This is a genomic window from Candidatus Eisenbacteria bacterium, assembly GCA_035712145.1.
Lineage (GTDB): Bacteria > Eisenbacteria > RBG-16-71-46 > RBG-16-71-46 > RBG-16-71-46 > DASTBI01.
Genome location: DASTBI010000127.1, coordinates 24,680 through 50,034, shown reverse-complemented (window position 1 = coordinate 50,034; position 25,355 = coordinate 24,680). Strand labels below are relative to the sequence as shown.

At 69.9% G+C, this 25,355-nt stretch carries 21 protein-coding genes; 13 read left to right on the top strand and 8 right to left on the bottom strand.

Annotated features, from left to right (window positions below):
• Positions 1-2: 2 nt before the first annotated feature.
• Positions 3-1,043, bottom strand: a complete 1,041-nt coding sequence (locus VFQ05_07975) for a Glu/Leu/Phe/Val dehydrogenase dimerization domain-containing protein (GenBank protein HET9326693.1) — start codon at positions 1,041-1,043, stop codon at positions 3-5.
• 104 nt (positions 1,044-1,147) lie between these two features.
• On the opposite strand from VFQ05_07975, the gene VFQ05_07970 reads away from it, so the two are divergent.
• Positions 1,148-1,795, top strand: a complete 648-nt coding sequence (locus VFQ05_07970) for an NAD(P)-binding domain-containing protein (protein HET9326692.1) — start codon at positions 1,148-1,150, stop codon at positions 1,793-1,795.
• On the opposite strand, the gene VFQ05_07965 is transcribed toward VFQ05_07970, so the two are convergent.
• Together VFQ05_07965 and VFQ05_07960 are read right to left on the bottom strand one after the other, a co-directional pair.
• Positions 1,776-5,192 (bottom strand): TM0106 family RecB-like putative nuclease, encoded by a 3,417-nt coding sequence (locus tag VFQ05_07965; GenBank protein ID HET9326691.1) that lies wholly within the window; start codon positions 5,190-5,192, stop codon positions 1,776-1,778. The two genes, VFQ05_07970 and VFQ05_07965, sit on opposite strands and share 20 nt — an antisense overlap.
• A gap of 51 nt (positions 5,193-5,243) precedes the next feature.
• Positions 5,244-6,158, bottom strand: a complete 915-nt coding sequence (locus VFQ05_07960) for a hypothetical protein (GenBank protein HET9326690.1) — start codon at positions 6,156-6,158, stop codon at positions 5,244-5,246.
• Between the two features lie 102 nt (positions 6,159-6,260).
• Here VFQ05_07960 and VFQ05_07955 point away from each other — a divergent pair, with 102 nt between their 5' ends.
• The 4 genes from VFQ05_07955 to VFQ05_07940 all read left to right on the top strand — a co-directional run bounded on the left by VFQ05_07955 (position 6,261) and on the right by VFQ05_07940 (position 10,193).
• Positions 6,261-7,808: a DUF4301 family protein gene (locus VFQ05_07955; protein ID HET9326689.1), complete on the top strand. Its 1,548-nt coding sequence runs from the start codon at positions 6,261-6,263 to the stop codon at positions 7,806-7,808.
• Between the two features lie 150 nt (positions 7,809-7,958).
• Complete coding sequence (locus VFQ05_07950; protein ID HET9326688.1) at positions 7,959-8,846, top strand: DUF2911 domain-containing protein; 888 nt, start codon at positions 7,959-7,961, stop codon at positions 8,844-8,846.
• A 4-nt stretch (positions 8,847-8,850) separates the two neighbouring features.
• A complete protein-coding gene (locus VFQ05_07945; protein HET9326687.1) occupies positions 8,851-9,390 on the top strand; it encodes a hypothetical protein in 540 nt (179 codons plus the stop codon).
• Complete coding sequence (locus VFQ05_07940; protein ID HET9326686.1) at positions 9,387-10,193, top strand: mycofactocin-coupled SDR family oxidoreductase; 807 nt, start codon at positions 9,387-9,389, stop codon at positions 10,191-10,193. Before VFQ05_07945 ends, VFQ05_07940 begins: the two co-directional genes overlap by 4 nt.
• A 12-nt stretch (positions 10,194-10,205) precedes the next feature.
• Here VFQ05_07940 and VFQ05_07935 read toward each other — a convergent pair whose 3' ends face one another.
• Genes VFQ05_07935 through VFQ05_07920 form a run of 4 tightly spaced genes read right to left on the bottom strand, consistent with a single transcriptional unit; the run spans position 10,206 to position 15,029 of the window.
• On the bottom strand, positions 10,206-10,511 hold the full coding sequence (locus VFQ05_07935; protein HET9326685.1) for a hypothetical protein: 306 nt from the start codon (positions 10,509-10,511) through the stop codon (positions 10,206-10,208).
• A gap of 9 nt (positions 10,512-10,520) precedes the next feature.
• Entirely contained in the window at positions 10,521-12,227 is a 1,707-nt protein-coding gene (locus tag VFQ05_07930) for a sodium:solute symporter (protein ID HET9326684.1), read from the bottom strand.
• Positions 12,224-12,373 (bottom strand): hypothetical protein, encoded by a 150-nt coding sequence (locus VFQ05_07925; GenBank protein ID HET9326683.1) that lies wholly within the window; start codon positions 12,371-12,373, stop codon positions 12,224-12,226. The genes VFQ05_07930 and VFQ05_07925 overlap by 4 nt, the downstream gene beginning before the upstream one ends.
• Before the next feature lie 7 nt (positions 12,374-12,380).
• Positions 12,381-15,029: a PIG-L family deacetylase gene (locus tag VFQ05_07920; protein ID HET9326682.1), complete on the bottom strand. Its 2,649-nt coding sequence runs from the start codon at positions 15,027-15,029 to the stop codon at positions 12,381-12,383.
• A gap of 188 nt (positions 15,030-15,217) precedes the next feature.
• Here VFQ05_07920 and VFQ05_07915 point away from each other — a divergent pair, with 188 nt between their 5' ends.
• From VFQ05_07915 to argF, 7 genes are read left to right on the top strand one after another with little or no spacing between them, the layout of a single operon-like run.
• Positions 15,218-15,694, top strand: a complete 477-nt coding sequence (locus tag VFQ05_07915; protein ID HET9326681.1) for an arginine repressor — start codon at positions 15,218-15,220, stop codon at positions 15,692-15,694.
• Positions 15,691-16,821 carry an N-acetyl-gamma-glutamyl-phosphate reductase gene (gene argC, locus VFQ05_07910; GenBank protein HET9326680.1) on the top strand — a complete coding sequence of 377 codons (1,131 nt, stop codon included), beginning with the start codon at positions 15,691-15,693 and terminating at the stop codon, positions 16,819-16,821. The genes VFQ05_07915 and argC overlap by 4 nt, the downstream gene beginning before the upstream one ends.
• Positions 16,822-16,868: 47 nt before the next feature.
• A complete protein-coding gene (gene argB, locus VFQ05_07905) occupies positions 16,869-17,675 on the top strand; it encodes an acetylglutamate kinase (protein ID HET9326679.1) in 807 nt (268 codons plus the stop codon).
• On the top strand, positions 17,668-18,921 hold the full coding sequence (locus VFQ05_07900; protein ID HET9326678.1) for an aspartate aminotransferase family protein: 1,254 nt from the start codon (positions 17,668-17,670) through the stop codon (positions 18,919-18,921). Before argB ends, VFQ05_07900 begins: the two co-directional genes overlap by 8 nt.
• On the top strand, positions 18,918-20,210 hold the full coding sequence (locus VFQ05_07895) for an argininosuccinate synthase (GenBank protein ID HET9326677.1): 1,293 nt from the start codon (positions 18,918-18,920) through the stop codon (positions 20,208-20,210). The genes VFQ05_07900 and VFQ05_07895 overlap by 4 nt, the downstream gene beginning before the upstream one ends.
• The gene (argH, locus tag VFQ05_07890; protein ID HET9326676.1) at positions 20,200-22,266 is read left to right on the top strand and encodes an argininosuccinate lyase; all 2,067 of its coding nucleotides are present in this window, start codon (positions 20,200-20,202) and stop codon (positions 22,264-22,266) included. Before VFQ05_07895 ends, argH begins: the two co-directional genes overlap by 11 nt.
• Positions 22,267-22,279: 13 nt before the next feature.
• Positions 22,280-23,275, top strand: a complete 996-nt coding sequence (gene argF, locus VFQ05_07885) for an ornithine carbamoyltransferase (GenBank protein HET9326675.1) — start codon at positions 22,280-22,282, stop codon at positions 23,273-23,275.
• A gap of 89 nt (positions 23,276-23,364) precedes the next feature.
• On the opposite strand, the gene VFQ05_07880 is transcribed toward argF, so the two are convergent.
• Positions 23,365-24,681: a M20/M25/M40 family metallo-hydrolase gene (locus tag VFQ05_07880; GenBank protein HET9326674.1), complete on the bottom strand. Its 1,317-nt coding sequence runs from the start codon at positions 24,679-24,681 to the stop codon at positions 23,365-23,367.
• 101 nt (positions 24,682-24,782) lie between these two features.
• Between VFQ05_07880 and VFQ05_07875 the strand changes: the two genes are divergently transcribed.
• Positions 24,783-25,334 carry a DinB family protein gene (locus VFQ05_07875; protein ID HET9326673.1) on the top strand — a complete coding sequence of 184 codons (552 nt, stop codon included), beginning with the start codon at positions 24,783-24,785 and terminating at the stop codon, positions 25,332-25,334.
• Positions 25,335-25,355: the final 21 nt, after the last annotated feature.

Here is a 25,355-nt window from a genome sequence, read left to right as displayed (position 1 = left end):
GCTCACCGGACTCGCGCCGCGCGCACTCGTGCGAGGGCCAGGGACTCGGCCGCCGCATCGGTCGATCCTCCGTGACGCGACGCCAGGCGCGCCACCTGGAGCATGCGACCGTGGATGCGCTCGAGGCTCGTCCAGCTCTGCGCGCGGCCGAGCAGCTCGTATTCGGCGCCGCGGATCACGCCGCCTGCGTTGGCGAGATAATCCGGCGCGTAGAGAATGCCGCGGCGTGCGAGCCGCAGGGCATCCCCAGGCGTGGCCAGCTGGTTGTTGGCGGCGCCGCAGACGATCCGGGCCTTCAGCCGGGCAATGGTGCGCGCGTTCAGCACACCGCCCAGCGCGCAGGGCGCCAGCGCGTCGCAGGCGGCGGTCAGCGCGCGGCCCGCCGAGAGCACTTCGCCTCCGACCTCGCGCGCCACGCGCCGCGCCCGCCCGGCGTTCAGGTCGGCCACCGCGATCCTGCAACCGACCTCGGCGAGGATACGGGCGAGCCACGCGCCCACGCTGCCCGCGCCCTGGATCACGACACGTGCGCCGCGCGGAGCGATGTGCGCGTGCTCGAAGCACGCTCGGAGCGCGTGCGATACGCCCATCGCCGTGTGCTGGCCGATGTCACCGAGCCGGGCATCGCCCTCGCGCGACACGTGCGAGGTCGCGCGCCCGACCGCCTCCAGATCGGCCGCGCGAATGCCCACGTCGGGGCCGGTGTGGAAGCGCCCGCCGAGTCCTTCGACGATCCCGCCAAAGGCCTCGAAGGCGGCTGCGCGCTGAAGTCGCGGGTGGTCGAGGATCACGGCCTTGCCCCCTCCCGCCGGCAGCTCGGCAAGGGCGGTCTTGAGCGTCATCGCCCGCGAGAGTCGCAGCGCGTCCTCGAAGGCTCGCCGCTCGCTCGGGTAGCGGAGCAGCCGCACCCCGCCCAGCGCCGGGCCGCGGCGGGTGCTGTGGATGGCGAGGAACCCGCGCAGCCCCGAGCGCGGATCCTGAAACGCGATCAGCTGCTCGTGGCCCAGAGCGGAGAGTCTCTCGAGAATGGTCACGGGCCGCATTGTCGCGATCCGGGCCCGGCGGGTCCAGAATGCTCGCCGCCGGCCTCGCGCGACAGCATCGCCGCGAGTCGACCGATGGGCTCATCACGCACAGGGAGTGACCGATGCCTCAGAAGATCGCTGTTCTCGGAACCGGCCAGGTCGGCCAGGTGCTGGCCAATGGATTTCTCGCGCGCGGCGACACCGTCATGCGCGGCAGCCGCGATCCACGCAAGCTCACGGAGTGGCAGCAGAGCGCCGGCGCGCGCGCGTCGGCCGGAACGTTCGCGGAGGCGTCGGCCTTCGGCGACATCGTGGTGCTGGCGCTCAAGGGCGCGGCGGCCGAGTCGGTGGCCGAGCAGTGCAGCGCGAGCCTCCGCGGGAAGACGGTGATCGACACCACCAATCCCATCGCCGATGCGCCGCCGGTCCACGGTGTGCTGAAGTTCTTCACCAACCTCGACGACTCGCTGATGGAGCGCCTGCAGCGCCGGGTCCCGGACGCTCATTTCGTCAAGGCGTTCTCATGCGTGGGCAACACGCTGATGGTCGAGCCGAAGCTGCCCGGAGGTCCGCCGACCATGTTCATCTGCGGCAACGATTCGGGCGCCAAGGAAGAGACCGGTCGCATCCTCGCTGACTTCGGATGGGAGATCTCGGACCTCGGCATGGCCGAAGCGGCGCGCGCGATCGAGCCGCTGTGCATCCTGTGGTGCATCCCCGGCTTCCTGGGTCAGGGATGGACCCACGCGCTCAAGCTGTTGAAGGGGTGACCTCCAGAGCGAGTGTCGCGGCCTGCTCGAGGTAGCGGCAGAAAGCATTGGCGAGCTGCATCTGGCGCGGGCTCCCGCAATCGGGCTCGAACAGCCGCGGGCTTGCGATCAGGATGCAGGCCGCCTTGGCGCGGGATGTGGCGACGTTGAGCCGGTCGAGGCTGTAGAGGAACTCCATGCCGCGCGGCGCGTCCTCGGGGGACGACGTGGCCATCGAGACGATCACCACGGGCGCCTCCTGGCCCTGGAAGCGGTCGACGGTCCCGACCCGCGCGCCCCCCGGCAGGGCGCGCAGCAGATCCGCGACCTGCGCGTTGTATGGAGCGACGACCAGCACGTCGTCGAGCGTGAGCGGCCGGCTTCCATCCGCGTCGGTCCAGGTGCTCGACCCGCTCAGCAGGTCTTCGACGAGCGCCTTGGCCGCGGCGACCTCCTCGACCGAGGCGGTGGTGTTGCCCTGATGCTCGACCGGAAGGAACCACAGTCCCGCGCCTGTGAGCCTCGGCGTGTCGATCGCCTGGCGCTCGAGCGAAGGCCGTGATCGCAGGCGGCCCTCGTAGAACTGCTCCGAGGTGAACGCGCAGATCGTGGGATGCAGTCGCCAGGTCTCGTCGAGGAACAGCCCGCGGTCCGCCGGCAGCGTCTTGTGTCCGCCCAGTACGTGCTCGAGCGCCGAGACTCCGGAGCCCTCCGGATGGCTGCCCTGGATCGGCTGCTCGAGCTGCTGCGGATCGCCCACCAGCACGAGGCTTCGGGCACCCTGAGAGCAGGCGAGCGCGTTGGCGAGCGACATCTGGCCCGCCTCGTCCACGAACAGCACATCGACGGCCTCGTGAAATTCCTCGCGCGACCACATCCACGCCGTGCCCCCCGCCACCTTCACGCTCCCTTCCTCGAGGGCGCGGCGGACCGGTTCGTTCTCCGTGGTCTCCGGGACATCTTCGTCGTCGGAGGGCTTCCTCACCTTCTGCAGGCACGGCACGCTTTGCCCGTTGCTGGCCGCGGCGGCGAGCACGGCCAGGAGCAGGTTGCGAATCACTTTGTGGCTCTGGGCGCTGATGCCGACCCGTCGGCCTGCCGCGACGAGATCGCAGATCATGTGCGCCGAGGTGTAGGTCTTGCCGGCGCCGGGCGGACCCTGGATCACCAGGGTGCCTTGATCGAGATCCATGCCGACGCGCCGCGCGGCATCGACGATCGCCCCGGCTCCCCCCTCGAGCGACGCACCCGCGCGCAGCCGTGGCGGCAGGCCGAGGAGCAGATCGCGTCCGGCGCGGTAAGCGCCAGGCGCGTCGATTCCATGCTCGTCCACCCACTGGCCGATGCGAAACAGCGCCGCGGCCAGGGTCCCGTTGTGGATCATCTTGTGGCGGAAGGCCGCGACCAGCGGGGTGCCTTCGGCGCGACGCGGGCGAAGAATGTCGACCAGTCCTTTCTCCAGATGCATGGCGGCGACCTCACCGGCCTTGCCGAGGCGGGTGTGCAGCTCGTCTTCCTCTCGCACCTGCGTTTCCTGAGGCGGGAAGGCGTAGCGCTCGAGCTTTCGGCCGCCGTTCACGATGGGGCCCACGAACTCCAATCCGGCGATGGCCGACCGCTCGTCCATCAGCTCGTCGTCCGTGAGATCGCGCAGCCGGAAGTACTCCCACCACGGCGCCTTCTCTTCGCGTCGGTGCCATTCCAGCAGGTCGGCCAGCAACGACCGCGCGTTCTGCTCACGTGTTCGCCCATCACGATCGGCCGGCACTCCCGACGCCAACCGGGCGGCGAGGGCCTGGGTCCGGCGCTCGCGCTCGTCCAGATCGGGGTTGGGAGCGCCGTCCTCCACCGCGACGGGCCGCGCGATCTCCGCCCCTCCCCGGATCCGCTCGCTGCGCAGACCCTCGAGCCAGTCACGCAGCCGCATCGCCGAAACGCAGTCGTCGCGGTTGTACGCCTCGACCGCGTGACGGGCATCCGGGTCGATCCCGCCTAGGCCTCCGAGCTCGAGCGAATGCTCGATCGCCGACCGATGCCACGATGCCTCGCGCAGGGGCAGCGTCCGGGAGAAGCCGAAGAAGGGCTCCAGGTCCTTGATGGAGTAGTGCTCCACGCTGGCGCGCAGCGTCTGGCGCACGATCGGCAGCAGGTCGACGAAGCGTCCCGCGCGCAGCAGACGATCCACCTCGCGCTCGCGCCGCGCGTAACGGCCCATCAGCCGCCGCAGCGCCGCAGGATCGTAGGCGCCGTAGTGAAACACGTGGAGGTCGGGGTCGCGATCCCAGTGGATCATGATCGTGTCGATCAACCGTTCGAACGCGGTGCGCTCCTCGTCCGCGTTCGTCGCCCATTCACAGACGTAGACCGGCTCCCCTTGGGATCCCTGGAAGGCGAGGCCGAACAGGTACTCGATCCCGTGCTCGCCGACGTAGGGATCGCCTTCGAGGTCGAGGAAGAGATCGCCGGGCGAGGGTGCTTGAAGCCGCGCGAGACCCTGATCGGGGGCGAGATCGAGCAGCTCGTAGCGCCGGCGCCCCTCACGGCGGCCCTCGAGCTGCACCCGCGCCTGCTCGCGCACCCGCTCGTAACCGCGGCGGGTGCCACGGCGCGGCGACCACGGGAGAGGCAGGGCCAGGCTCGCCAGCGACTCGAGCGTCGAGATGCCGCGGGCCTCCAGCTCGCGCCGCTGCAGACGGGAGATGCCGGCCACGATCGAGAGGTGATCGTCGTCGTGACGCTTGCGGTCACAGCGGGGCCACCAGCGGCACAGGTCGCAGTGCGGCACCGGCTCGGGATAAGCCTCCGTCTGCGGCGCATCCACGGCGGCTTCGAGGCGCCGGCGCACCCAGCGGTAGTAGGCCAGGAAGTCCTCGACCCGGAACGATTCGGGCTCGAATCCCGAGCGAGGCGATACGACGTGCAGCCGCTCGGGATGAATGCCCTGCAGCGGCTGGAGCAGATCCGCGTAGAGCACGAGCTGCAGGATGGTGCCCGCGCGCGTCTCGCGAGCCAGCTTGGTGTCGACCGGCTCGTAGGACCATGCGCCGAGCGCACTGGGTCGATCGACTTTGCGCAGCACGTCGGCGCGGCCACGGAATCGGCCTTCGCCGAGCGGCGCCTGCACGATCACGTCGACACCGGCCTTCATCGCCTCGAGCGTCCACGCGGCGCCGACCGAGTCGACTTCACCCGCGCGCGCCCAGCTCAGGCCCTGCCCGTCGAGGTGCGCCAGATACGCGCGCTCGTGCGCCATGCCACGCTCGCGCAGCGCATCCAGGCCAGGACGCTTCCAGCGCGGCGGCTCGATCTGGCCGCGGGCGGCAGCGAGATCGAGCGACGTGAGATGGCGGCACGCCAGGTGGTTCGCCAGGTCGGTGGCGGCGAGACCGATCGCAGGATCCTTCCCGCTGGCGCGCATGCGCGGGATTCTACCCGGTCGTCTCGGGGCTGCCTCGGAGAATCGAGCCGCTCATTCGCGCACGGGAGGTTTCGCGTCGAGCGGAGCCCGGGATGAGGTGTCAGGCTCGACCTCGCGCGGCGCCAGACCCCAGGCCGATCCCATGGGCAGCCTTCGTTTCCTGGGTTCCAGGCGGGGCTCGACCGGAGGTGCGCTGACATAGCCGAGGCTCAGGGCGAAGCCGTTCTGCGGCTCACCACCCGAGTGCCCCAGCCTCGCGTTCCCCGCGAGCGTGATGTGATCATGAATGCGGCGCTCCACCTTGAGCGTGAAGCCGGGCCCGTCGTAAGGCCCGCCCCCGACGATGCCGGCGTAGACGTCCCAGAGCCGGCCGGGATGGGCGCCCACCCCCATGTCGAAGAAGCGCCCGCTCGAGTAGAGCGGAACGGTCTCGAGCCAGCTGATTCGGAAGTGGAGGCCATCCAGGCGCCCGGCCCGGATATGGAAGGTCGGCTCCCCGCGGTTCGTGGGGAAGAACCCGGTCCCATAGGGGTCGTCCGAGAAGATCCAGCCCACCCCGACTCCTCCGCCCCGACCCTCCCAGCCGATCCGCGGAATCACGTACTTGTTCTCACGCTCGTAGACCCGCACGAACATCGTTTCGCGTGCCGGGTAGCTCCCGTCATCCGTGAAGGTGATGTGCTCATCCGCCTGGTCATGCACCCGGCCGCCGCTCACTCCCAGCGACAGACCGTTGGCAAAGCGGTGGGTCACCTCGCCGCCGACCTCGTCGAACGCATGGGGATGGGTGCGCAGCACCTGACCTTCGCAGCCGCGATCGATGATGGCGTAGGTGCCCATCCCGCGAGTGACCGTGACTCGCGTCTCCCCGCTCCGGCTCACGCTGTCGCGGGCCGCAGGGATCTCCACGCTGACCGGCAGCAATGCGATGAAGGCCCCGAGACTCCACGTCCGGGCATTGTTCATGGCGACCTCCTGCCCATAGCTTGCGTCGGCCGAGCACGGAGCGTGTGACGCCTGCGGGACGGCCTTCCTTGCGATCGAGGCCGCAAGCCCCCTAGTGTCGGCATGATGCGAACGGCACCGGTGTTCGAACCGCGCGACCTCGAGTCGATGCGCCATCGCGGCGTGCGGGTCGAGGACGTGGTCGACCAGCTCGAGCGGATCCGACATGGCTCGGGGCGCGTGCATCTGCTGCGCGCGGCGACCATCGGCGATGGCATCGAGCGCTCCTTGGGCCGGGACGCCGAGCTCGACCAACAGGGACGAGAGGCGATCGCCGCCGGACGCTGCGGCTGCTTCGTTCCGGCCTCGGGCGCCGCGACCCGCATGTTCCAGGACCTCATCGCGACGCTCGATCAGGGCATCGAGATCGAGACCGAGACGACGAGGCGGCTGCTCGACGAGCTGCCGCGATTCGCCTTCCACGACGCTCTGGCCAGCGAGCTCCAGCGCCGCGGGCTCTCGGCCGAGCGGCTGCGCGCCGCGGGCCGGGCGCGGCCGATCCTCGAAGCGCTGCTGGAAGACGATGGCCTGGGATACGCCAACGCGCCGAAGGGCATGGTGCTCTTCCATAAGGCACCCGAAGGACCCCGGACCGCCCTCGAGGAGCACTTGTTCGATGCGGCGGCGATGATGGCCGACGGACGAGGCGTCGCCCGCGTCCACTTCACGACCGCTCCCGAGCACGAGCAAAGGATCACGGATTTCATTCGCGAGCGCGCGGCCACGATGTCCGCGGGGGTCGGCGCATCGTTCGAAGTGAGCGTCTCGACCCAGGGCCCCGAGTCACAGTGCGTGGCGGCCACGCCCGAAGGCGCCCCGTTTCGCGACACCGCCGGAAGGCTGGTGTTCCGTCCGGGCGGGCACGGGGCGTTGCTGCCCAATCTCGAAGGCACGCGTGGCGACCTGCTGTTCGTGCGCAATGTCGACAATGTTCCGGCTGCCCGTGAGGCGGTGCATCAATGGGTGCCTCGAATGCTGGGACGCCTCGCCGAGGTCGAGCGCCGGACGCACGAGCATCTGCGGCGCCTCGATGATTCCGACGACGAAGGCGCCGTCGAAGCCGCCGTGGCGTTTGCCGCCACGACGTTTCGCCGGAGTCCCTCGCCGACCGAAGGGGAGGACGCGAAGAGCCGGGCGCGCGCGCTGCTCGACCGCCCGATCCGCGTTTGCGGCATGGTGCCCAACGCCGGCGAGCCCGGCGGTGGCCCCTTCTGGACGCGCGGGGCGGACGGCAGCGTGAGCCTCCAGATCGTCGAGCAGGCCCAGGTCGGCGCCGAGCAGCGATCGATTTTGGCAGGCGCGACCCACTTCAATCCGGTGTTCATGGCCGTCGCACTCCGGGACCGGCACGGGCGCCCGCGGGACCTGCGCCCCTTCGTCGACCCCGAAGCGGTGATCGTGACGCGGAAGAGCGAGGGAGGGCGCGAGCTGCTGGCTCTCGAGCGGCCCGGGCTGTGGAACGGCGCGATGGCCCATTGGAACACCCTCTTCCTCGAAGTCCCGCTCGCGACGTTCGCTCCGGTCAAGACGATCTTCGACCTGCTGCGGCCCGAGCATCAGCCGGCATCGGATGGAGCGCCCCGGACGCGATCGAGCGCGGATCAGGTGTGAAGGATGGATGAGACCTTCGCCACAATTTCGCCACATCTCGTCATCATCTTGCATTGCCTTCTCGGATGGAGTCTCTGCTAGCCTCCTCGTGCGCGGGGAGTCCTGCCCGCCCCACTCGAGTCCATCCCTTCCGTCCACAAGGAGCGCCCCATGAAGTCCTCCCGCATCCTCGTCACGACGGCCGCGCTGGCCGCCGTGAGCCTCGTGACAGGAGTCGCCTTCGGCGAGCTCGTCACGCCGCGTGTCAGTCCCAAGGTCAGTCTGACCCAGACGCTCGGCGTCACCGACATCACGCTGGTCTATTCGCGTCCCGGCGTGCGCAACCGCACGGTGTGGGGCGAGCTGGTGCCCATGGGCAAGCCGTGGCGCACCGGCGCCAACGAGGCCACCACCTTCACCACCTCCCACGACATCAAGATCAACGGACAGAGCCTGCCGGCCGGCACCTACAGCTTCTTCACCATTCCCGATGCCACCGAGTGGACGATCGTGTTCAGCAAGCAGAAGGATCTGTGGGGCGCCTTCGACTACGACGAGAAGCAGGACCAGCTCCGAGTGAAGGCTCAGCCGGTCGCCGCCGAGTACCGCGAGTGGATGGAGCTCGACTTCGAGGAGCTCTCCCCCGCAGCGCTGCCTCAGTCTCCTTCCGCCGGCAAGCTGGTGCTGCGCTGGGAAAAGATCGCGGTGCCGATCACGGTCGAAACCGACATGAGCAACCTGGTCCTGGCCTCGGCGCGCGATGAGATGTCGAAGCTCAAGGCCGACGACTGGCGGACGCCGTTCCGTGCGGCCAGCTTCAGCTTCGATAACAACCTGAACAATCAGGCCGAGGCCAAGGGGTGGGCTCAGAAATCCGTATCGATCCAGGAGAACTTCCAGAACCTGAGCCTGCTGGCGAAGATCCAGGCCAAGGAAGGCAAGAAGAAGGACGCGGTCGCGACGGCGAACAAGGCGGTGAAGCTCGGCAAGGCCAGCAAGAACCCCGTCGACACGGCGCCCACCGAGAAGCTGATCGCGGAGTGGAGCGGCAAGAAGTAAGGGCATGGCCCGGATTCGCCCGCTCGACTACGAAGAGGTCTCCGGTGCCGTGCGCGCCGAGTACGATCGGCAGATCGGCGCGCACGGCCGCATGACCAACATGAAGCGCACGCTGGCCCATTCCGAGGTCGCGCTGCGCGCGCTCATGGAGTGGTACGCGCTGCGCGACGAGGCGCTCCCGTTTCTCGGCGAGCGGCTGTGCGACCTCTACTCGCACGCGATCTCGGCCGAGACCGACTGCCTCATCTGCTCCACGTACTTCCGCCGCGCGCTGATCGACCGTGGCGACTCTCCGGATGCTCCTTCGCTGGACGAGCGCGAGCAGGCGGTGATCGACTTCGGGCGCCAGCTGGTGGCGGACCGAAACCGCGTCGGAGACGAGATGTACGCGCGCCTGGCCCGGCACTTCACGCCCGGGCAGATCGTGACCTTGACGGCGTTCGGCGCGATGATGATCGCGACCAACGTGTTCAACAACGCTCTCGACGTCGATCTGGACGACTATCTGAAGCCCTACACCCGTTCCGAGGAGCCGCGCAAATGAGCGCCGATCTCAAAGGCCAGGTCGCGTTCGTCACCGGCGCCGCGCATGGCCAGGGACGCGCCACCGCGCTCGCGCTCGCGGATCATGGCATGGACATCGCCGCCTTCGACGTGGCCAGGCAGCTTCCCTACCCCGGCTACGCGCTGGGGAACGCCGGTGACTTGTCGAGCCTGGCTCAGGCCTGCGAGCAACGCGGCGCGCGCTGCCTGACGTTCGCCGGCGACGTGCGCGACGACGCCGTGGTGAGCCAGGCGGTCGAGGACACCGCCCGCCAGTTCGGCCGCATCGATCTCTTGTTCAACAATGCCGGGATTTGCGCGTACGGCCTGGCCCACGAGCTCACGGAAGAGGCGTGGGATGCGATGCTGGACATCAACCTCAAGGGCGCCTGGCTGGTGGCACGCCGCATCATCCCCCACATGATCGAGCGCAAGTCCGGCGTGATCGTCAACAACTCCTCGGTCGGCGGCCTGCGAGGCATGCGGCGGCTCAGTCATTACGCGGCGTCGAAGTGGGGCCTCACCGGCCTCACCAAGTCCTGGGCCATCGAGCTGGCGCCTCATGGAATTCGGGTGGTGTCGATTCACCCCACCGGCGTCAACACGCCGATGAACGACGGGCTCGCCGAGCTGGAAGGATCGACGCCCAAAGAGATCGCGGAGCGCTCGGCCGGCAATCTGCTCCCGGTGCCGTGGATCGAGCCCGAGGACGTCGCGAAGGCGGTCGTGTTCCTGGCCTCGGACGACGCCCGCTATGTGACGGGGTCACAGTTCGTCCTCGATGCCGGCCTGCTGACCCGATAGGTCACATCGTTCTTACTGCAGCGCGACGCCGCACTTCGAGCAGAAGCGTGGGCTCAGCTCCCGCCCCAGGTAGCGCCCGCACGCCGGGCAACGCCAGTTCCGGAACGAGAACGCCAGCGCGCCGATGACCACGGCGAAGAAGATCGGGAAGAAGAATCCAAGCGACACGCCGCCCATCTCCCCATCCGTCTCGAATCGAGCGAGGAGCGCAAATGCGATGATCACCAGGACGAACGAAATCGCCACCATGAGCTGGCGTTTTCGCCGGACCGCGAACTCGTGTTTGAACTCGTCGAGCTGGTTCGGTGTGTATTCCATGCGAGGAATCTAGGCCGTGCGCGCCACCTGACGCCAGCGGGGCACCAGCAGCGCCAGAATGGCCGCGAGGCCGATCACCACCAGGCAGCCGACGACGTTGAACCACAGGAATGAGATCTTGCTCCATCGGAAGCAGGCGAGCACCACCGCCTCGGCCACGATGGCGGCGATGAACACCGGCGTGCCACCGACGCGCTTCAGATAGAAGGCGGTCAGGAAGATTCCAAGGATGGTGCCGTAGAAGAGCGAGCCGAGCACGTTCACCGCCTCGACCAGGCTGCCGAGGCGTCCGGCGAATTCCGCGAAGCCGATGGCGAACACGCCCCACATCAGGGTGATCCAGCGCGACGCGTGCAGCTCGTGCATGGGTTTGCCGCCTCCGCCGAGCCAGCGCTTCCAGACGTCGACGATGGTGGTCGACGAGAGCGCGCTCATCTCCGCCGAGCTCGCCGACATCGAGGCCGAGAACACCATGGCCAGCACCAGCCCGATGATCCCGACCGGCAGGTTCTGGAGCACGAAGCGCAGGAAAACGTAGTTCACGTCATTGGGATTGAGTCCGGGGTCGGCCTTCTGGAGCACGTCGATGGTCGCGCCGCGCGCGGCTTCGACATCGCGGTGCGCCTGCTCGAGCGCCGCGCCGGCCTGAGCGACCGCGGCGGGATCGCGGAGCCGCCGCGCCTCGACCAGCGCCCGGGCCCTGTCCGCACGTTCGGTCGCCGCCGCCCGCTGGATCCCGGCCGCGCGCTCGAACTCGGGCGCCAGCTCCGAGCGCTCGACGGCGCGCAGCGGCTCGGGGTTGAAGAACACCGGCGGCGGCGTGAACAGGTAGAAGGCGAACACCAAGGCGCCCACACCCAGCACCACGAACTGCATCGGGACCTTGGCGAGCCCGTTGAAGAGGAGACCCAGCCGGCTCTGCGTCACCGAGCGGCCGGTGAGGTAGCGGCCCACCTGCGACTGGTCGGTGCCGAAGTAGGACATGGCGAGGAAACAGCCGCCGATCAGGCCCGACCACAGGTTGTATCGGTTCTCGAGATCGAACGTCGGGTCGACGATGTTGAGCCGTCCGAGCCGCCCGGCCACCGCCAGCGCGTCGAGGGCCGATATGCCGTGCGGCAGGCGGGACGCGATCACCACGGCCACGATGGCGAGCCCGCTCCAGATGACGGCGAACTGGAGCGAGTGTGTGTGGCTCACCGCCTTGGAGCCTCCGAACACGGTGTAGGCCATGACCAGCGCGCCGATCGCCAGGATCGTCCACTGGATGCTCCAGCCAAGCACCACGGACAGGATCAACGACGGCGCGTAGATCGTGAGCCCCGCCGCCAGCCCGCGCTGGATGAGGAACAGCAGCGCAGCCAGCGCGCGGGTCTTGGCGTCGAACCGCGTTTCCAGGTACTCGTAGGCCGTGAACACGCGCAGACGATGGAAGATCGGCACCGCGGTGGCGGCCAGCACCACCATGGCGATCGGCAGGCCGAAATAGAACTGCAGGAAGCGCATGCCGTCCGCATACGCCTGGCCGGGCGTCGAGAGAAACGTGATCGCGCTCGCCTGGGTCGACATCACCGAGAACGCCACCATCGGCCAGGCCAGGCTCCGCCCGGCGACCAGGTAGTCGTCGAGGCCCCGCTCGCCGCGGCTGCGCCACACGCCGTAGAGCACCACACCGGCGAGCGTGATCACGACCACGGCCCAGTCGAGTGCGCTCAACGGAAGGCCTTGGTCAGCGCCCAGAAGATCGCGATCTCGGCCAGCAGCGCGATCAGGACCAGCGCGTAGAGACGGCTCCAGCGGCCGAGAATGGGCGGCGGCTCCTGCGCGGAATCTCCTCGATCGGGTGCCTCGAGTTCGGGCATCTCGGTTCTAGGGCGCGCTCCGGCTCGAGGGTGAGCCCGCCGTGCCCTTTCGCTTGGTGGCAGCGCCCCGGCCGCCTTTGGCGGCCGACTCGAGGCTCACCAGGTTGGCGAACAGCCGGTAGGCGCCGGGCACGCCGGCCGGCAACTGACGGAAGAACGCGTAGCCGGTGTAGACCATGTGGCCGTCGCCGTGACGCTTGTAGATCAGGCCCCCATCGCGTGCCGGCTCGCCCGGGTCGTTGCTGGAGAGCGGTGCGACGAACGCCGACGAATCCCACGCGGTCGCGAAGTAGAGCCCTCGCTCCTGCACCCAGCCGTCGAAGTCCGCGGCGGCGATCTTGTTGGGCGCCGTGAGCAGCGGGTCGCTCTCCCGCATCCGCAGCGGGGCCTCCTCCACGGTCACGCGGTCGCGGCCGATGGTGAAGCGGCCGAAACCCATCTGCTCGCCGAGCCGTGGCTCGGCGGTGTTGTACTGGACCACCAGCGTGCGACCGGCCGCCACGTAAGGCGCGAGTCGCGAGGAGCCGATGCGCTTGAGGACGTCGCGCGTGTTCCAGGCGCGCACGCCGGTGACCAGGGTGTGGTACTTCGACAGATCGCCCCATTGGAGATCGGCGTCGGTGAGCAGCGTGACGTCGTAGCCCATCTGTCGCAGCGCCGAGGGCCCTTCGTCGCCCGAGCCCATCACGTAGCCGATCGACTCGCCGCGCCGCTGGATGTCCGTGGCCACGTAAGGCACCTCGGCAGGCGGATACAGATCGGTGATCGGCAGGTGAGCGTGATCGATCACCTGATGACCGTAGGAGGTGGCGCCCCGGCCGTCTTTGAACTCCAGGCGGAACGCGCCTGACGCCGGCGGCGCTTTGCTCGAGCGCGTGACACGGAACTCCACGGAAGTCGCAGCACCATTCCCCACCAGCTTCACGTCGTGGCTCGCCGTCGCCAAATCGAACTCGGGCGGCGTGACCAATGTCACCGAGCCTTCGACCGGCACGTCTGGACTCTCCACCAGGACTCGCACCGCGCGCGTGACACCCTTCGCCGGGAAGACGTAGAACTTCTGATCGAAGGTCATCGTGACCGCCGGCGTCACGGCGAACGGCCGGTAGCGCTCGCCCTTCACCGGATCCGTCCAGCGGTACGCGACCGGCAGGTCGAACGCGACCCGCTCGCCTTCGATCCGGAACGTCATCCGCGCCGACAGGGCCGGCGCGTCCATCGCGTGTCCGACCTCGGTGGGCTCGACCGTGAACCGCCCCTTGCTGCGCCGGTGCGCCAGCCAGTAGGGCTGGCCGACCGGCATGGTCGCCGGCAGGGTCAGGCGCACGGTGTCCGCGGTCGCGTGGTTGAGCCGCAGGGTTCGTGGCGTGTCTCGGCTCCCACCATCGAGTGGGAATTGGACGGACTCGAGCGTGATCGCAGCCGGAGTCCTTTGGATCGCGGCGGTCGCGATTCGCACTTCTCCCCCGGGCGAAGCCGTGGGCCGGAGCGCGAGCGCCTCGATCCACAGTCCGGCGCACGAGCGGATCACGTCGTCGAGCTCGGCGCGCTTGATGGCCACCCATGGATCGTCACCGAGCTTGCTCATGGCGGCGTGAGCCTTCAGCAGCGCGGGCAGCGCCGCCTGGGGCTTCGACGGGTCGAACGCCTTCTCCGCCTCGGCCAGGATGCGATCGACGGCCGCTCCACCCTTGATCCGGTTCCAGGTGAGGTCGATGCCCTCGAACAGATCGGTCGTGGGCGTGTCGCCGAGACGCGGGTCGAAGAAGTTGGGGATCGTGCCGCGCCGCTCCGGCGCGCCGAAGCCCTGGCTCTTGTGCATGCTGCGGCTCTCGCCGGCGATCTCCGTGTACGAGCGTCCGAGCAGCGGCTGGTAACCGCCGAGATCGATGCGGATCAAGGCCGGCTTGCCCGCGGCCTGGGTGGTGTCGGCGCCGAACCGGTTCCAGAGCAGTCGCTTGGGCCGCCAGGGACGCAAGGATCCGAGCTGCTCGGGGAACCGCGTCGAGTCGCCGGCGGCTTCGAACGCGGCTTCCGCCAGGATCGCCGAGGCGGTGTGGTGGCCATGTCCTCCGCGGCCATCGGTCGGGAAGCGGAGCACCATCACGTCCGGGCGGTAGCCGCGGATCACCCGCACCACGTCGGCCAGAGTCGAATCGCGTCCCCAGAACTCCATGGTTTCGTCGGCCGTCTTCGAGAAGCCGAAATCGAGCGCGCGGGTGAAGTACTGCTCGGCGCCGTCGATGGTGCGCGCGCCGAGCAGCTCGTGGGTGCGGATCACGCCGAGCGCTTCGCCGATCTGATCGCCGATCAGGTTCTGACCGCCGTCGCCACGGGTGAGCGAGAGGTAGCCGGCGCGGGCCAGCCGGCCCTGCGTCAGGTACGTGAGAAAGGCCGTGTTCTCGTCGTCGGGATGGGCGGCGACGTAGAGCGCGCTGCCCAGGACGCGCAGCCGGCGCATGGCGAGTGCGAGGTCGGCGCCGTTCATCGGCTCGCGCGGCTGCCAGTCGGGATCGGGCTCCCGTCCCGCGGGCGGAACGCGCTCGGATCCGGCAGCCGCGGCGCTGCGAAGGCTCGGGCCGGGCACGATGCTCAGCGCAACGATGAGCGCAGCGAGCCACGCGGAGCGGAGCGGAGAGAGCCGGTTGAGTTCCATGGGCACGAGCCGCGAATGCTAGCACAGCGGGCCCCTGCGCCCGCGGCCCTCGTCGATGGCGCCTTGGTGCGGGCCCGGCCGCCAAGCCCAACGGCTCCTCCCATCCCGCCGCCTCGGAGATTTTCATTGACCCCGGGGGCCGCACTGCAGTTTTATGCATACATGTGCATATTCATGCAGGCCCGACGATGAGCCGCTCGCGGCGACTGGCGGTCATTTCGCAGCTCCTCGGCGGTCGCTCGTTCCACAGCCAGGAGGAGCTGACCAAGGCGCTCGCGCGCGCCGGCATCGAGGTCACGCAGGCGACGCTGTCGCGCGACTTGCGCAGCCTCGGGGTCGGCAAGCGGCCCGACGACGGCGGGCGCTCCGCGTACCGGCTGCCCGCGCCGGCCGCCGAGATGCTGGATCGTGAGCGCCAGCGCCTCGATCTGCGGGCGTTCGTCAACGAGGTGCGGGTGGCGCAGAACCTCGCCGTGGTCCGGACCCCGCCCGGCCACGCGCATGCGGTGGGGCGCGCCATCGACCTCTCCGGCTACGAAGGCGTGGTCGGATCCGTGGCCGGCGACGACACCATCCTCGTGGTCCTCGAGGAGCGCACGGCAGCCATGCGCTTCAAGCGCTGGCTCGAAGGCGTCGCGACGGCCGCCGCGACCGGCGCGAAGTGAACGACCCGCTCGGTGCTTTGCCGGCGGGCCTGGACGTGGCCCCCGAGGAGGCACGGCCCAGCGTCACCTTGGAGGCGGCGGCTTCGGCGCCTGCGGCCACGCGCGCGGGTTCTCCGCCGGGGGTCCGGTTGGCCGTGCTGGGGGCGAGCGGCTATGCCGGTCAGGAGCTGATCCGCCTGGCCTTCGCCCACCCCCGGCTCACGGTCGCGTGGCTGGGATCGCGCGAGCACGCGGGGGCATCCGCCGAGGTGGCCCTGCCCGGCCTCGATCCGCGGGCCGTGTCCCTCCCATCGCTCCGCGAGCCGCTGGATCTCGAGCATGCGCTCGACACCGATGCCGTCGACGTCGTGATCGCCTGCCTGCCGCACGGCGCCTGGCGCTCGCTGGCCGCGGAGCATCGGGCACTGGGCGAGAAGCCGCGCCGAGTGGTCGATCTCTCGTCGGACCACCGTACGGGTGAAGCCGGTTACGTCTATGGATTGCCCGAGGGGTTCCGCGCTTCGCTGGCCGGCGCGACACGCATCGCCAATCCCGGCTGCTACCCCACCGCCTTCACGCTGGCATTGCTTCCGGCGGCCGAGGCGGGCTGGCTCGATGGTCCCGTCGCCGTGAGCGCCGTCTCGGGCGTGAGCGGTGCGGGACGAGCGCCGCAGCTCGGCACCTCGCTCGTCGAACGCTCGTCTTCGGCCGCCATCTACCGCGCGGGCGGCGATCATCCTCACGTCGCCGAGATGGAGCGCACGCTCGCGCGCCTCGGCGCCGCTCTGCCGGTCGGTTTCGTGCCGCACCTCGCGCCGATGTCGCGCGGCATCCTGCTCAGCGCGAGCGCACCGCTCGCGCGGTCGGTCGAGCCGGACGAGGCCCGTGGCGCCTATCGTCGCCGCTATGCCGAGGAGCCCTTCGTGCGCGTGCTCGAAGGCGACGTCTGGCCGGACACGCGCGCCGTGAGCCACTCGAACCGGTGTGACGTCGCCGTCACCACCTTGCACGGCGGCCGCACGCTGCTCGCCACCACAGCGCTCGACAATCTCGTCAAGGGCGCGGCCGGCCAGGCGATCCAGAACCTCAACATCGCGCTCGGCTGGCCGGAAGCCACCGGGCTGCCGGCGCATGGGATTCCATGGTGACGCGGGGAGGTCTTGCGAGCCTCTCCGCAAGACCCGGGCGGACGGCCGTGGACGTGGGAGCGACCGCGCCGTCCTGCCCGGTCGTGCTCAAGCTCGGCGGTCGCGCGCTGGAGCGCGAGGGCGCGTGGGCCGAGCTGGCGACCGCGCTGCGCGCGCACCATGAGGGCATCGTGCTGGTGCACGGCGGCGGGGCCGAGGTTTCGGCATGGAGCCGGCGACTCGGCCTCTCTCCCGCATTCGTCGACGGGCGGCGGGTGACCGACACCGCGACGCTCGAGGTCGCGGTCGCGGTGCTCGCCGGGCTTGCCAACAAGCGCATCGTCGCCGCGCTGCGCGCCCAGGGGATCGACGCCGTCGGCCTCGCGGCGCTCGACGGCGGGCTCGTCGACACGCAGCGGCATGAGCACTCGGACCAGCTCGGCGAAGTCGGCCAGATCACCGGGATCTCCCCTGCGCTCCTCGACACGATGCTCGCGCAGGGACGCGTTCCGGTGCTGGCCAGCATCGGCGCCCGCGAAGGGCAGCTGCTCAACCTGAATGCCGACGATCTGGCTTCGGCCGTCGCGGTCGCGCTGCGAGCGCGGGCGCTCGTGCTGCTGAGCGACGTGCCCGGCCTGACGCTGAACGGCTCGGTCGTTTCCACGCTTTCCACCGAGGACGCGGCGGTAGCGCTCCTCGGCGCCGCGGTGACCGGAGGCATGAGACCCAAGCTCGAAGCGGCGCGGCTCGCGATCGAAGGAGGCGTGCCGTCGGTTCATCTCGGCGCCTGGACGGGAGCGTCGACGCTGGTGGAGCTGCTGAGGGGGGCGGGCGCGGGCACGACGCTCGTCCCGGTGAAGGCCGACGATGTCTGAAGCCACTCTGCTCGGCGCTGCGGAAGCCCCGGCGCGCGATTTCCGCCCGGAGTCATCGCTGCTGGCGCCGGTCTACCCCCTGCCCCGCCTCGAGGCCGCCTCGGGAAGCGGCGCGTGGCTCCTCGCCGTGGATGGGACGAAGTATCTCGACTTCACGAGCGGCATCGGCGTCAACGCGCTCGGGCATTGCCACCCGGGCCTCACCCGCCACGTTTCGCGGCAGATGCGCCGTCTCGGCCACGTCTCCAACCTGTTCGGCAACCGCCGAGCGATCGAGCTGGCGCAGGCGCTCACGGATGCCACCGGCTATGACCGCGTGTTCTTCGGCAACAGCGGCACCGAAGGCGTGGAGTCGGCGATCAAGTTCGCGCGCCTGTGGGCCAGCGCGCGCGGCCACCATGGGCGGGGGCTGCTGGCATTCCGCGGCGGGTTTCATGGCCGCACCGCTTACGCACTGGCGGCGACCTGGACGCCGGCCTACCGCGAGCCGTTCGAGCCGTTGGTGCCCGGCGTGCGCTTCGCCGCCTTCGACGCGCTGGATGCGCTCGATGCCGCGCTCGATGGCGACGTGTTCGCGGTCCTGGTCGAGCCGGTCCAGGGCGAAGGCGGCGCGATCCCGGCCAGCCGCGACTTCCTGCAGGCACTGCGCGCGCGCACGCGCGCGCTCGGCGCGGCGCTGATCTTCGATGAAGTGCAGTGCGGCATGGGTCGCTGCGGCCGGCTGCTGGCGGCGCAGCACTACGACGTGCGCGCCGACATCACGGTCCTCAGCAAGGCGCTGGGCGGCGGCCTGCCGCTCGCCGCCGTGCTGCTGACCGAGGACGTGGCGGGAGCACTCAAGCCAGGGCGGCACGGAAGCACGTTCGGCGGAGGCCCAGTGGCCTGCGCCGCGGGAAGCTTCGTGCTGGACCGGGTCTCCCGCCCAAGATTTCTCGCCCGCGTGCGTCATCGCGGTCGGCGTCTCGGGGAAGGGCTCGAGCGCCTGGTCGCGCGCCATCCTTCGCTGGGTCTGGCGCGCGGGCTCGGACTGCTGCGCGCGGTCGAGCTGTCGCCTCTGGCCGGCTACGACCCGGCCGACCTGGTCGCGGCCGCGCGACGTGCCGGGCTGCTGCTGGTGCGCGGCGGAGAGAACGCGGTGCGTCTGTTGCCGCCGCTGATCGTGAGCGAGGAGGAGATCGACGAAGGCCTCGCGCGCCTCGAGAGCGCCGTGGAGTCACTCGAAGCCCAGAAAGGGAGATCCGCATGATCACACGGCCCAGGGTCCGGAAGGCGGTGCTGGCTTACTCCGGAGGACTCGACACCAGCATCATCGTCCACTGGCTGCGTGAGCACTATGGCTGCGACGTCGTCTGCTACTGCTCCGACGTCGGGCAGGGCGCCGAGCTCGACGATCTCGAGCCCCGCGCCAAGGCGCTGGGCGCGAGCCAGGTCGTGATCGAGGATCTCCGGCAGCCTTTCCTCACCGACTACGTGTTCCCCTCGCTCCGCGCAGGCGCGATCTACGAAGGCCGCTACATGCTCGGCACGTCGCTGGCGCGCCCTCCGATCGCCGCCGGCCAGGCGCGCTGCGCGCTGCGGCTCGGCGCCGACGCGCTGGTCCATGGCTGCACCGGCAAGGGCAACGACCAGGTGCGCTTCGAGCTGACCTACATGGCGCTGGCGCCGCAGCTCGCCGTGATCGCGCCGTGGCGCGAATGGGACATCGTGTCGCGCGAAGACGCTCTCGCCTACGCGGCGCGCCACGGGCTTCCGGTCCAGCAGACCGCGCGCGATCTCTATTCACGCGACGCCAATCTCTGGCACATCAGCCACGAAGGCGGCCCCCTCGAGGATCCGGCGCGCGCGCCCGAAGAGTCGATGTTCAGGCTCACCGCGGGCAGAGATCGCCATCCCGCGAAGCCTTCGACGGTGACCCTCCGCTTCATCGCGGGAACGCCTGTGGCGCTCGATGGCCGAGCGCTGGATCCGGTCACGCTGGTTTCACGGCTCAACGCGATCGCCGGCGGTCACGGCGTGGGGCGCGCGGATCTGGTGGAGAGCCGCGTGGTCGGCATGAAGTCGCGCGGCGTGTACGAAACGCCGGCCGGCACCGTGCTTCAGGAAGCGCTCGAGGACTTGTGCCGCCTGACGCTGCCTCACGATCTGCTGCGCACGCGCCAGGAGCTGGCGCCGCGCATGGCCGACCTGATCTATGCCGGGCACTGGCATTCGCCGCTGCGCGAGGCTCTGCAGGCGTTCGCCGACCACGCGCTGCAGCGAGCGACCGGTGAAGTCACGGTCGAGCTGTTCCGCGGCCAGGCGCGCGCGATCAGCCGCACGAGCGAGCGCTCGCTCTACCGGCCTGCCCTGGCCTCGTTCGACATGACGGGATATGACGCTCGCCACGCCGAGGGGTTCATCCGGCTCTTCGGATTGCCGCTCGCCGTCACGCGGCAGGTCGACGACGCCGTGACCTCGTCACCTCCCGGCGCAGATCCCCCGCACGCTCCGGCCACCGAGAGCGCCGCCGACCATGAGGTGAGCCATGTCCGCTAACGTCCGCGCCCGCGACGTCTGGGGTGCGCGCCTCGGGCAGGGGCTCGACCCTCGCGCCAGGAAGCTCAACGACTCGCTGCCGGTCGACTGGCGGCTCTGGCCCGAAGAGCTGGCGCTGTCGCGCGCCTACGCGCACTCCCTGTTCGAGTGCGGCGTCCTCGACCGTCGCGGGTGTGAAGCGCTGCTCACCGCCTGCGAGGCCGTCGAAGACGGCATGGCCGCGGGGAACATGACGCTGGTCGGCGAGGACGTGCACATCGCCATCGAGTCCGAGCTGATGGCGCGCTGCGGCGATCCGGCGCGCCGCCTGCACACCGGTCGAAGCCGCAACGACCAGGTCGCCACGCTGCTGCGCCTGCGAGTGATGGATCTGTGCGACCACGCGCTCGAGATGATCCGCGAGCTCGAGCGCGCCCTGGTGACGCAGGCGCGGAGCGCCGGCGACCAGGCGGTGGCGGCGCAGACCCATCTCCAGCCGGCCCAGCCGGTGCTGCTCGCGCATGCCTGGCTGGCCCACGTCGCCGCGCTCGAGCGCGACGAGGCGCGCTTCCTCACCGCGCGCGAAGCCGCCGACCTGCTGCCGCTCGGCGCCGGTGCGATCGCCGGCACGCCGCTCCGTTACGACCGCGGCGCGTTGGCCGCCCGGCTCGGGTTCACGCGGCTCGCCGACAACAGCCTGGATGCCGTCTCCGACCGCGACTTCGCGCTGGAGTACCTCAACGCGGCCTCGCTGCTCGGCCTTCACGTCTCGCGCCTCGCCGAGGACCTGGTGCTCGGCTGCTCGCCAGGATTCGGCTGGTTCCGCGCGCCGGCCGGCTTCTCCACCGGCTCGAGCCTGCTGCCCCAGAAGCGCAACCCCGACGTCTTCGAGCTGGCGCGCGCCAAGGCCGCGCGCCTGTCGGCCAACGGCCAGCGGCTCGCGATGCTGATGAAGGGACTGCCTTCGGGCTATCAGAAGGATCTCCAGGAGGACAAGGAAGCAGTGTTCGACACCGGCGACACGCTCGAGGCCCTGCTGCCTCCGCTGTCGGCGGCGATCCTGGCGCTCGAGCCGGACCTGGCCCGCCTCGACGCCGCGCTCACGCCGGACTTGCTCGCGGTCGAGCTGGCGGACGCGTTGGTCGACCAAGGCATGGCCTTCCGCGACGCGCACGCGCTCGTCGGAAGTCTGTGGGCCGAGGCCGAAAAGGCCGGCGTCGAGCCTTCCGCGTTGCCGGAGTCCACGAGACTCGAGCTGTCGCCCCACTTCACGGCCGAGCGCCTCAAGGCGCTCGACGTGAAGGCCGCCTTGGCGCGCCGCAGTCATGCGCCGGGTGGCGGGGCGGGCTCGGTGGCCGCGCAGCTCGCGCGGCACGAGGCGCGGCTCGGCCTGGGGCCGGGGGACGCGATGACGCTCTCGCTGGTGCCGGCCACGAAGACGCTCGCCCGTCCGGCGTCTCCTCCGCCTTCAGCGGACGGCGCCGCGAGCACGGAGTCGTCCACGATGGAGCTGGCCGATGGCCTCGTCCTGCGTCGCGCCACGGTGGCCGACGTCAAAGGCATCGCCTCGCTGATGGCCGACTACGTCCTTCAGGGTCTCCTGCTGCCACGCCCGGTCAGCGAGCTCTATCAGAGCATCCGCGAGTTCCACGTCGTGACCCGCGACGGCCAGGTGGTGGCGTGCGCCGCGCTGCGGCTCCTGTGGGAAGACCTCGGCGAAGTCCGCTCGCTCGCCGTGCGCGCCGACCACCATGGCCGCGGGCTCGGCCAGGCTCTGGTGCAGCGCATCGTGGACGACGCGCGCGCGCTGGAGCTGCCGCGCGTGATCGCGCTCACCCGCGAGCTGCGCTTCTTCGAGCGCTGCGGGTTCCAGTCGGTCGCCCGCGAGACGCTGCCCCGCAAGGTGTGGACGGATTGCGTCCGTTGTCCGCGGCGCCATGCCTGCGACGAGATCGCGGTCGTGCTCGACATCGTGCCCGGCGCGTCCGCCGCCGCCGCCGACCAGGGAAGGGCGTGGGTGCTGCCGATCCCGCAGGCGGCCGTTCCACCTGAATCCGCGCTTCCCATCATTGGCTGATCGAGGAGCTCTCATGTCGCGTGCGCCGTTCCATCTGGTGGACCTGATCGACCTCGATCGGCCGTGGGTCTCGAAGCTCTTCCACGAGGCCGACCGGCTGCGGGCCATGCGCGGCTCGGCGCGCGCCGCCCAGCCCTTGCGCGGCAAGACCGCGGCGCTCGTGTTCCACAAGCCTTCGCTTCGCACCCGTGTCTCGTTCACCGTGGGCATGCACGAGCTGGGCGGCGACGCCGTGGACCTCGGATCGGTCGAGGTCAGCGAGCACGGCCGCGAGAGCCTGAAGGATGTGGCGCACATCCTGAGCGGGATGACGGACCTGATCGTGATCCGGACCTTCGCGCACCGCATCGTGCGCACGCTCGCCGAGCACGCCACGGTTCCGGTGATCAACGCGCTCACGGACTTCTCCCACCCCTGCCAGGTGCTGGCCGACCTCTACACCCTGAAGCGCGCCGGACGAGATCTGGATCGCATGCGCGTGGCGTGGGTGGGCGACGGAAACAACGTGCTCCACTCGTGGATGGAAGCCGCCACCCTGTTCGGGTTCGAGCTGCGGATCGCCGTGCCCGACGGCTTCGAGCCCGACGCGGGATTGTTCCTCGAGGCCGAGCGCCGATCTTCCGGAGGCATTCGCCGCACCCGCGATCCGCGCGAGGCCGTGGACGGCGCCGACGTGATCTACACCGACACCTGGACCAGCATGGGTCAGGAGTCGGAGATGGAGTGGCGGCGCGCGGCCTTCGCCAGCTACCAGGTGTCGCCGCGGCTCATGAGCCTGGCCCATCCCGATGCGCTGTTCATGCACTGCCTGCCGGCGCATCGCGGAGAGGAAGTGGTGGACGAGGTGCTCGACGGTCCGCAGAGCGTGGTGCTCGAGCAGGCGGAGAACCGTCTGCATCTGCAGAAAGCTCTGATGGTGGAGTTGGTCGGCGGGCGATCATCCACCCGCGTCAGCCAGGAGACTCCGCTCGTCGCTTCCTCCATGCCATTCGCGCTCCCGCGAGCTTGAGGAGAAGGGCCGCTTCACGGCGGCTTGTAACTTCTGACTCTCCCCGGGGAGAGCAGAGAATTACAACCAGGGCAGCGCGAAACCTGCCGTCACGACGCGCGCTTCGCCTTCGCCAGTCTCATCAACATCACCGCGGCGCGCTGCGCCTGGGTGCGGAGCGTGTTGAGATCCGCGGCCTCCTGAACCGTGTGGCCGCCCGCGCCGCGCAGACCGATGCCGTCGATCGCCATCTCGACCCGCCCCTCGGTGAACGAGACGTCCGCCGCGCCGGCGCGCGAAGGGTCCACCTCCTCCACGGGCCCCAGGCCGAGGTCGCGGCTGGCCTCGTCGTACATCGCGAGGAGCCGCCGGTTCCCGGGCGATGGCGCGAGCGGAGGATAGCCCTCCTCGAACGTGATGCGTGCGTCGGTCCGCGGCAGGTTCCGGCTCACGATCCGCTGCATCGTTCGCTGCGCGCGCGCTCGCTGCTCGAGCGTGAGGGTCCTGAGATCGCCACGCACCGTCGTGCTCTCGGCGACCACGTTGTTCTTGCCGAACGCCATGCCGCGGCTGCCGTCGTCCTGCACCCCGATCGTCGTGCCACCCAGGATCAGGCCGGGATTGAACGTGAGATAGCGCTCGCCGGCGAGCGAGTCGTGGAACGCGGTCAGGATGCGGGCCGCTTCGTAGATCGCTCCGCTGCCCACGTCGGGACGGAAGATCTGGCCGGAATGGGACGGGCGGCCCGAGGTTTGCAGCGTCCACGACGCCGTGCCGCGCCGCGCGATGACGGCCGAGCGCGGATCGCCGGCCCCGTCCTCGAAACCGATGGCGATGTCGGCCCAGTCCGCCGCCTGCAGCAGATCGCGGCGCGCGAGCGAGAGCGGCGTGCCGGACTTCTCCTCGTCGCCGGTGAACACCACCCGCACCGAGAGCTGATCCAGCACTCCCGCATCGGCGAGGGCGCCGAGCGCCAGCAGCACGATGACGTCGCCGCCCTTCATGTCGATGATGCCCGGCCCTCGCGCGGTGGAGTCGTCGAGCTTCACGAACTTCTGGAACGGGCTGTCGGGCTCGAACACCGTGTCGAGGTGCCCGATCAGGAGCACCTTGGGACTTCCCCGCCGGCCGTCGCGCTCGGCGATCAGATGTCCCGCGCGGCCAAAGCTCGCCCCGTCCGCCCACCGCACCTTGAAGCCCAGGCTCTTGAACTCGGGCTCGAAGAGCTGGGCGACCTTGCGGACGCCATCGAAGTTCATGCTTCCGCTGTTGATGTTGACCGCGCGCTCGAGCAAGGCGAGCGATGCGGGGGTGCGCCGGTCGATGGCCTGGAGCATCTGGCGCTCGGCGCGGTCCAGCTCGGCGGCCGAAGGCGAGGCCAGGAGCAGGAGGCCGATCCACAGAGTCCGGCGCAAGGAAAGACTCATGGACCGCATCATGGGACCGGGCCTCACCGGCGGCAAGGGGCGCTTCTCTCGTCTGCTAGTATTCGCGCCTCGCGCGCAGAACCGTCCGCAGGAGACCCGTCATGAGTCATCCGACCGCGATCCGCCCCGCCCCCGACGAGTTTCTTCCCTACTACGGCAAGTACTTGGCACTCGTGCCCGAGGATCAGGCGATGCCGGCGCTCGAGCGTCAGGCCGAGTCGATGTTCGCGTTCCTTCGAAGCCTGAGCGATGAGCAGGGCTCGCTGCGCTACCAGCCCGGGAAGTGGAGCGTGAAGCAGATCATCGGCCACGTGACCGATGCCGAGCGCGTGTTCAGCTATCGCGCGCTGCGCTTCGGCCGCGGGGATCTCACGCCGCTCTCGGGGTTCGACGAGAACCATTACGCCGAGAACGCCGGCTCGGACCAGCAGCCGCTATCGCAGCTGATCGATCATCTCGAGCAGGTTCGCGGCGCGACGCTCGCGTTGTTTCGGTCTCTTACGAGCGAAGCCTGGACGCGACGGGGCGAGGCCAATGGCGCGCCCGTCACGGTTCGCGCCCTGGCCTTCATCATCGCCGGCCACGGCCACCACCACATGGGCGTGATCAAGGAACGCTACCTCGGCACCGGGAGCATCTCCGCCGCGAGGTAGCTCACGAGCAGGCTGGGGCGT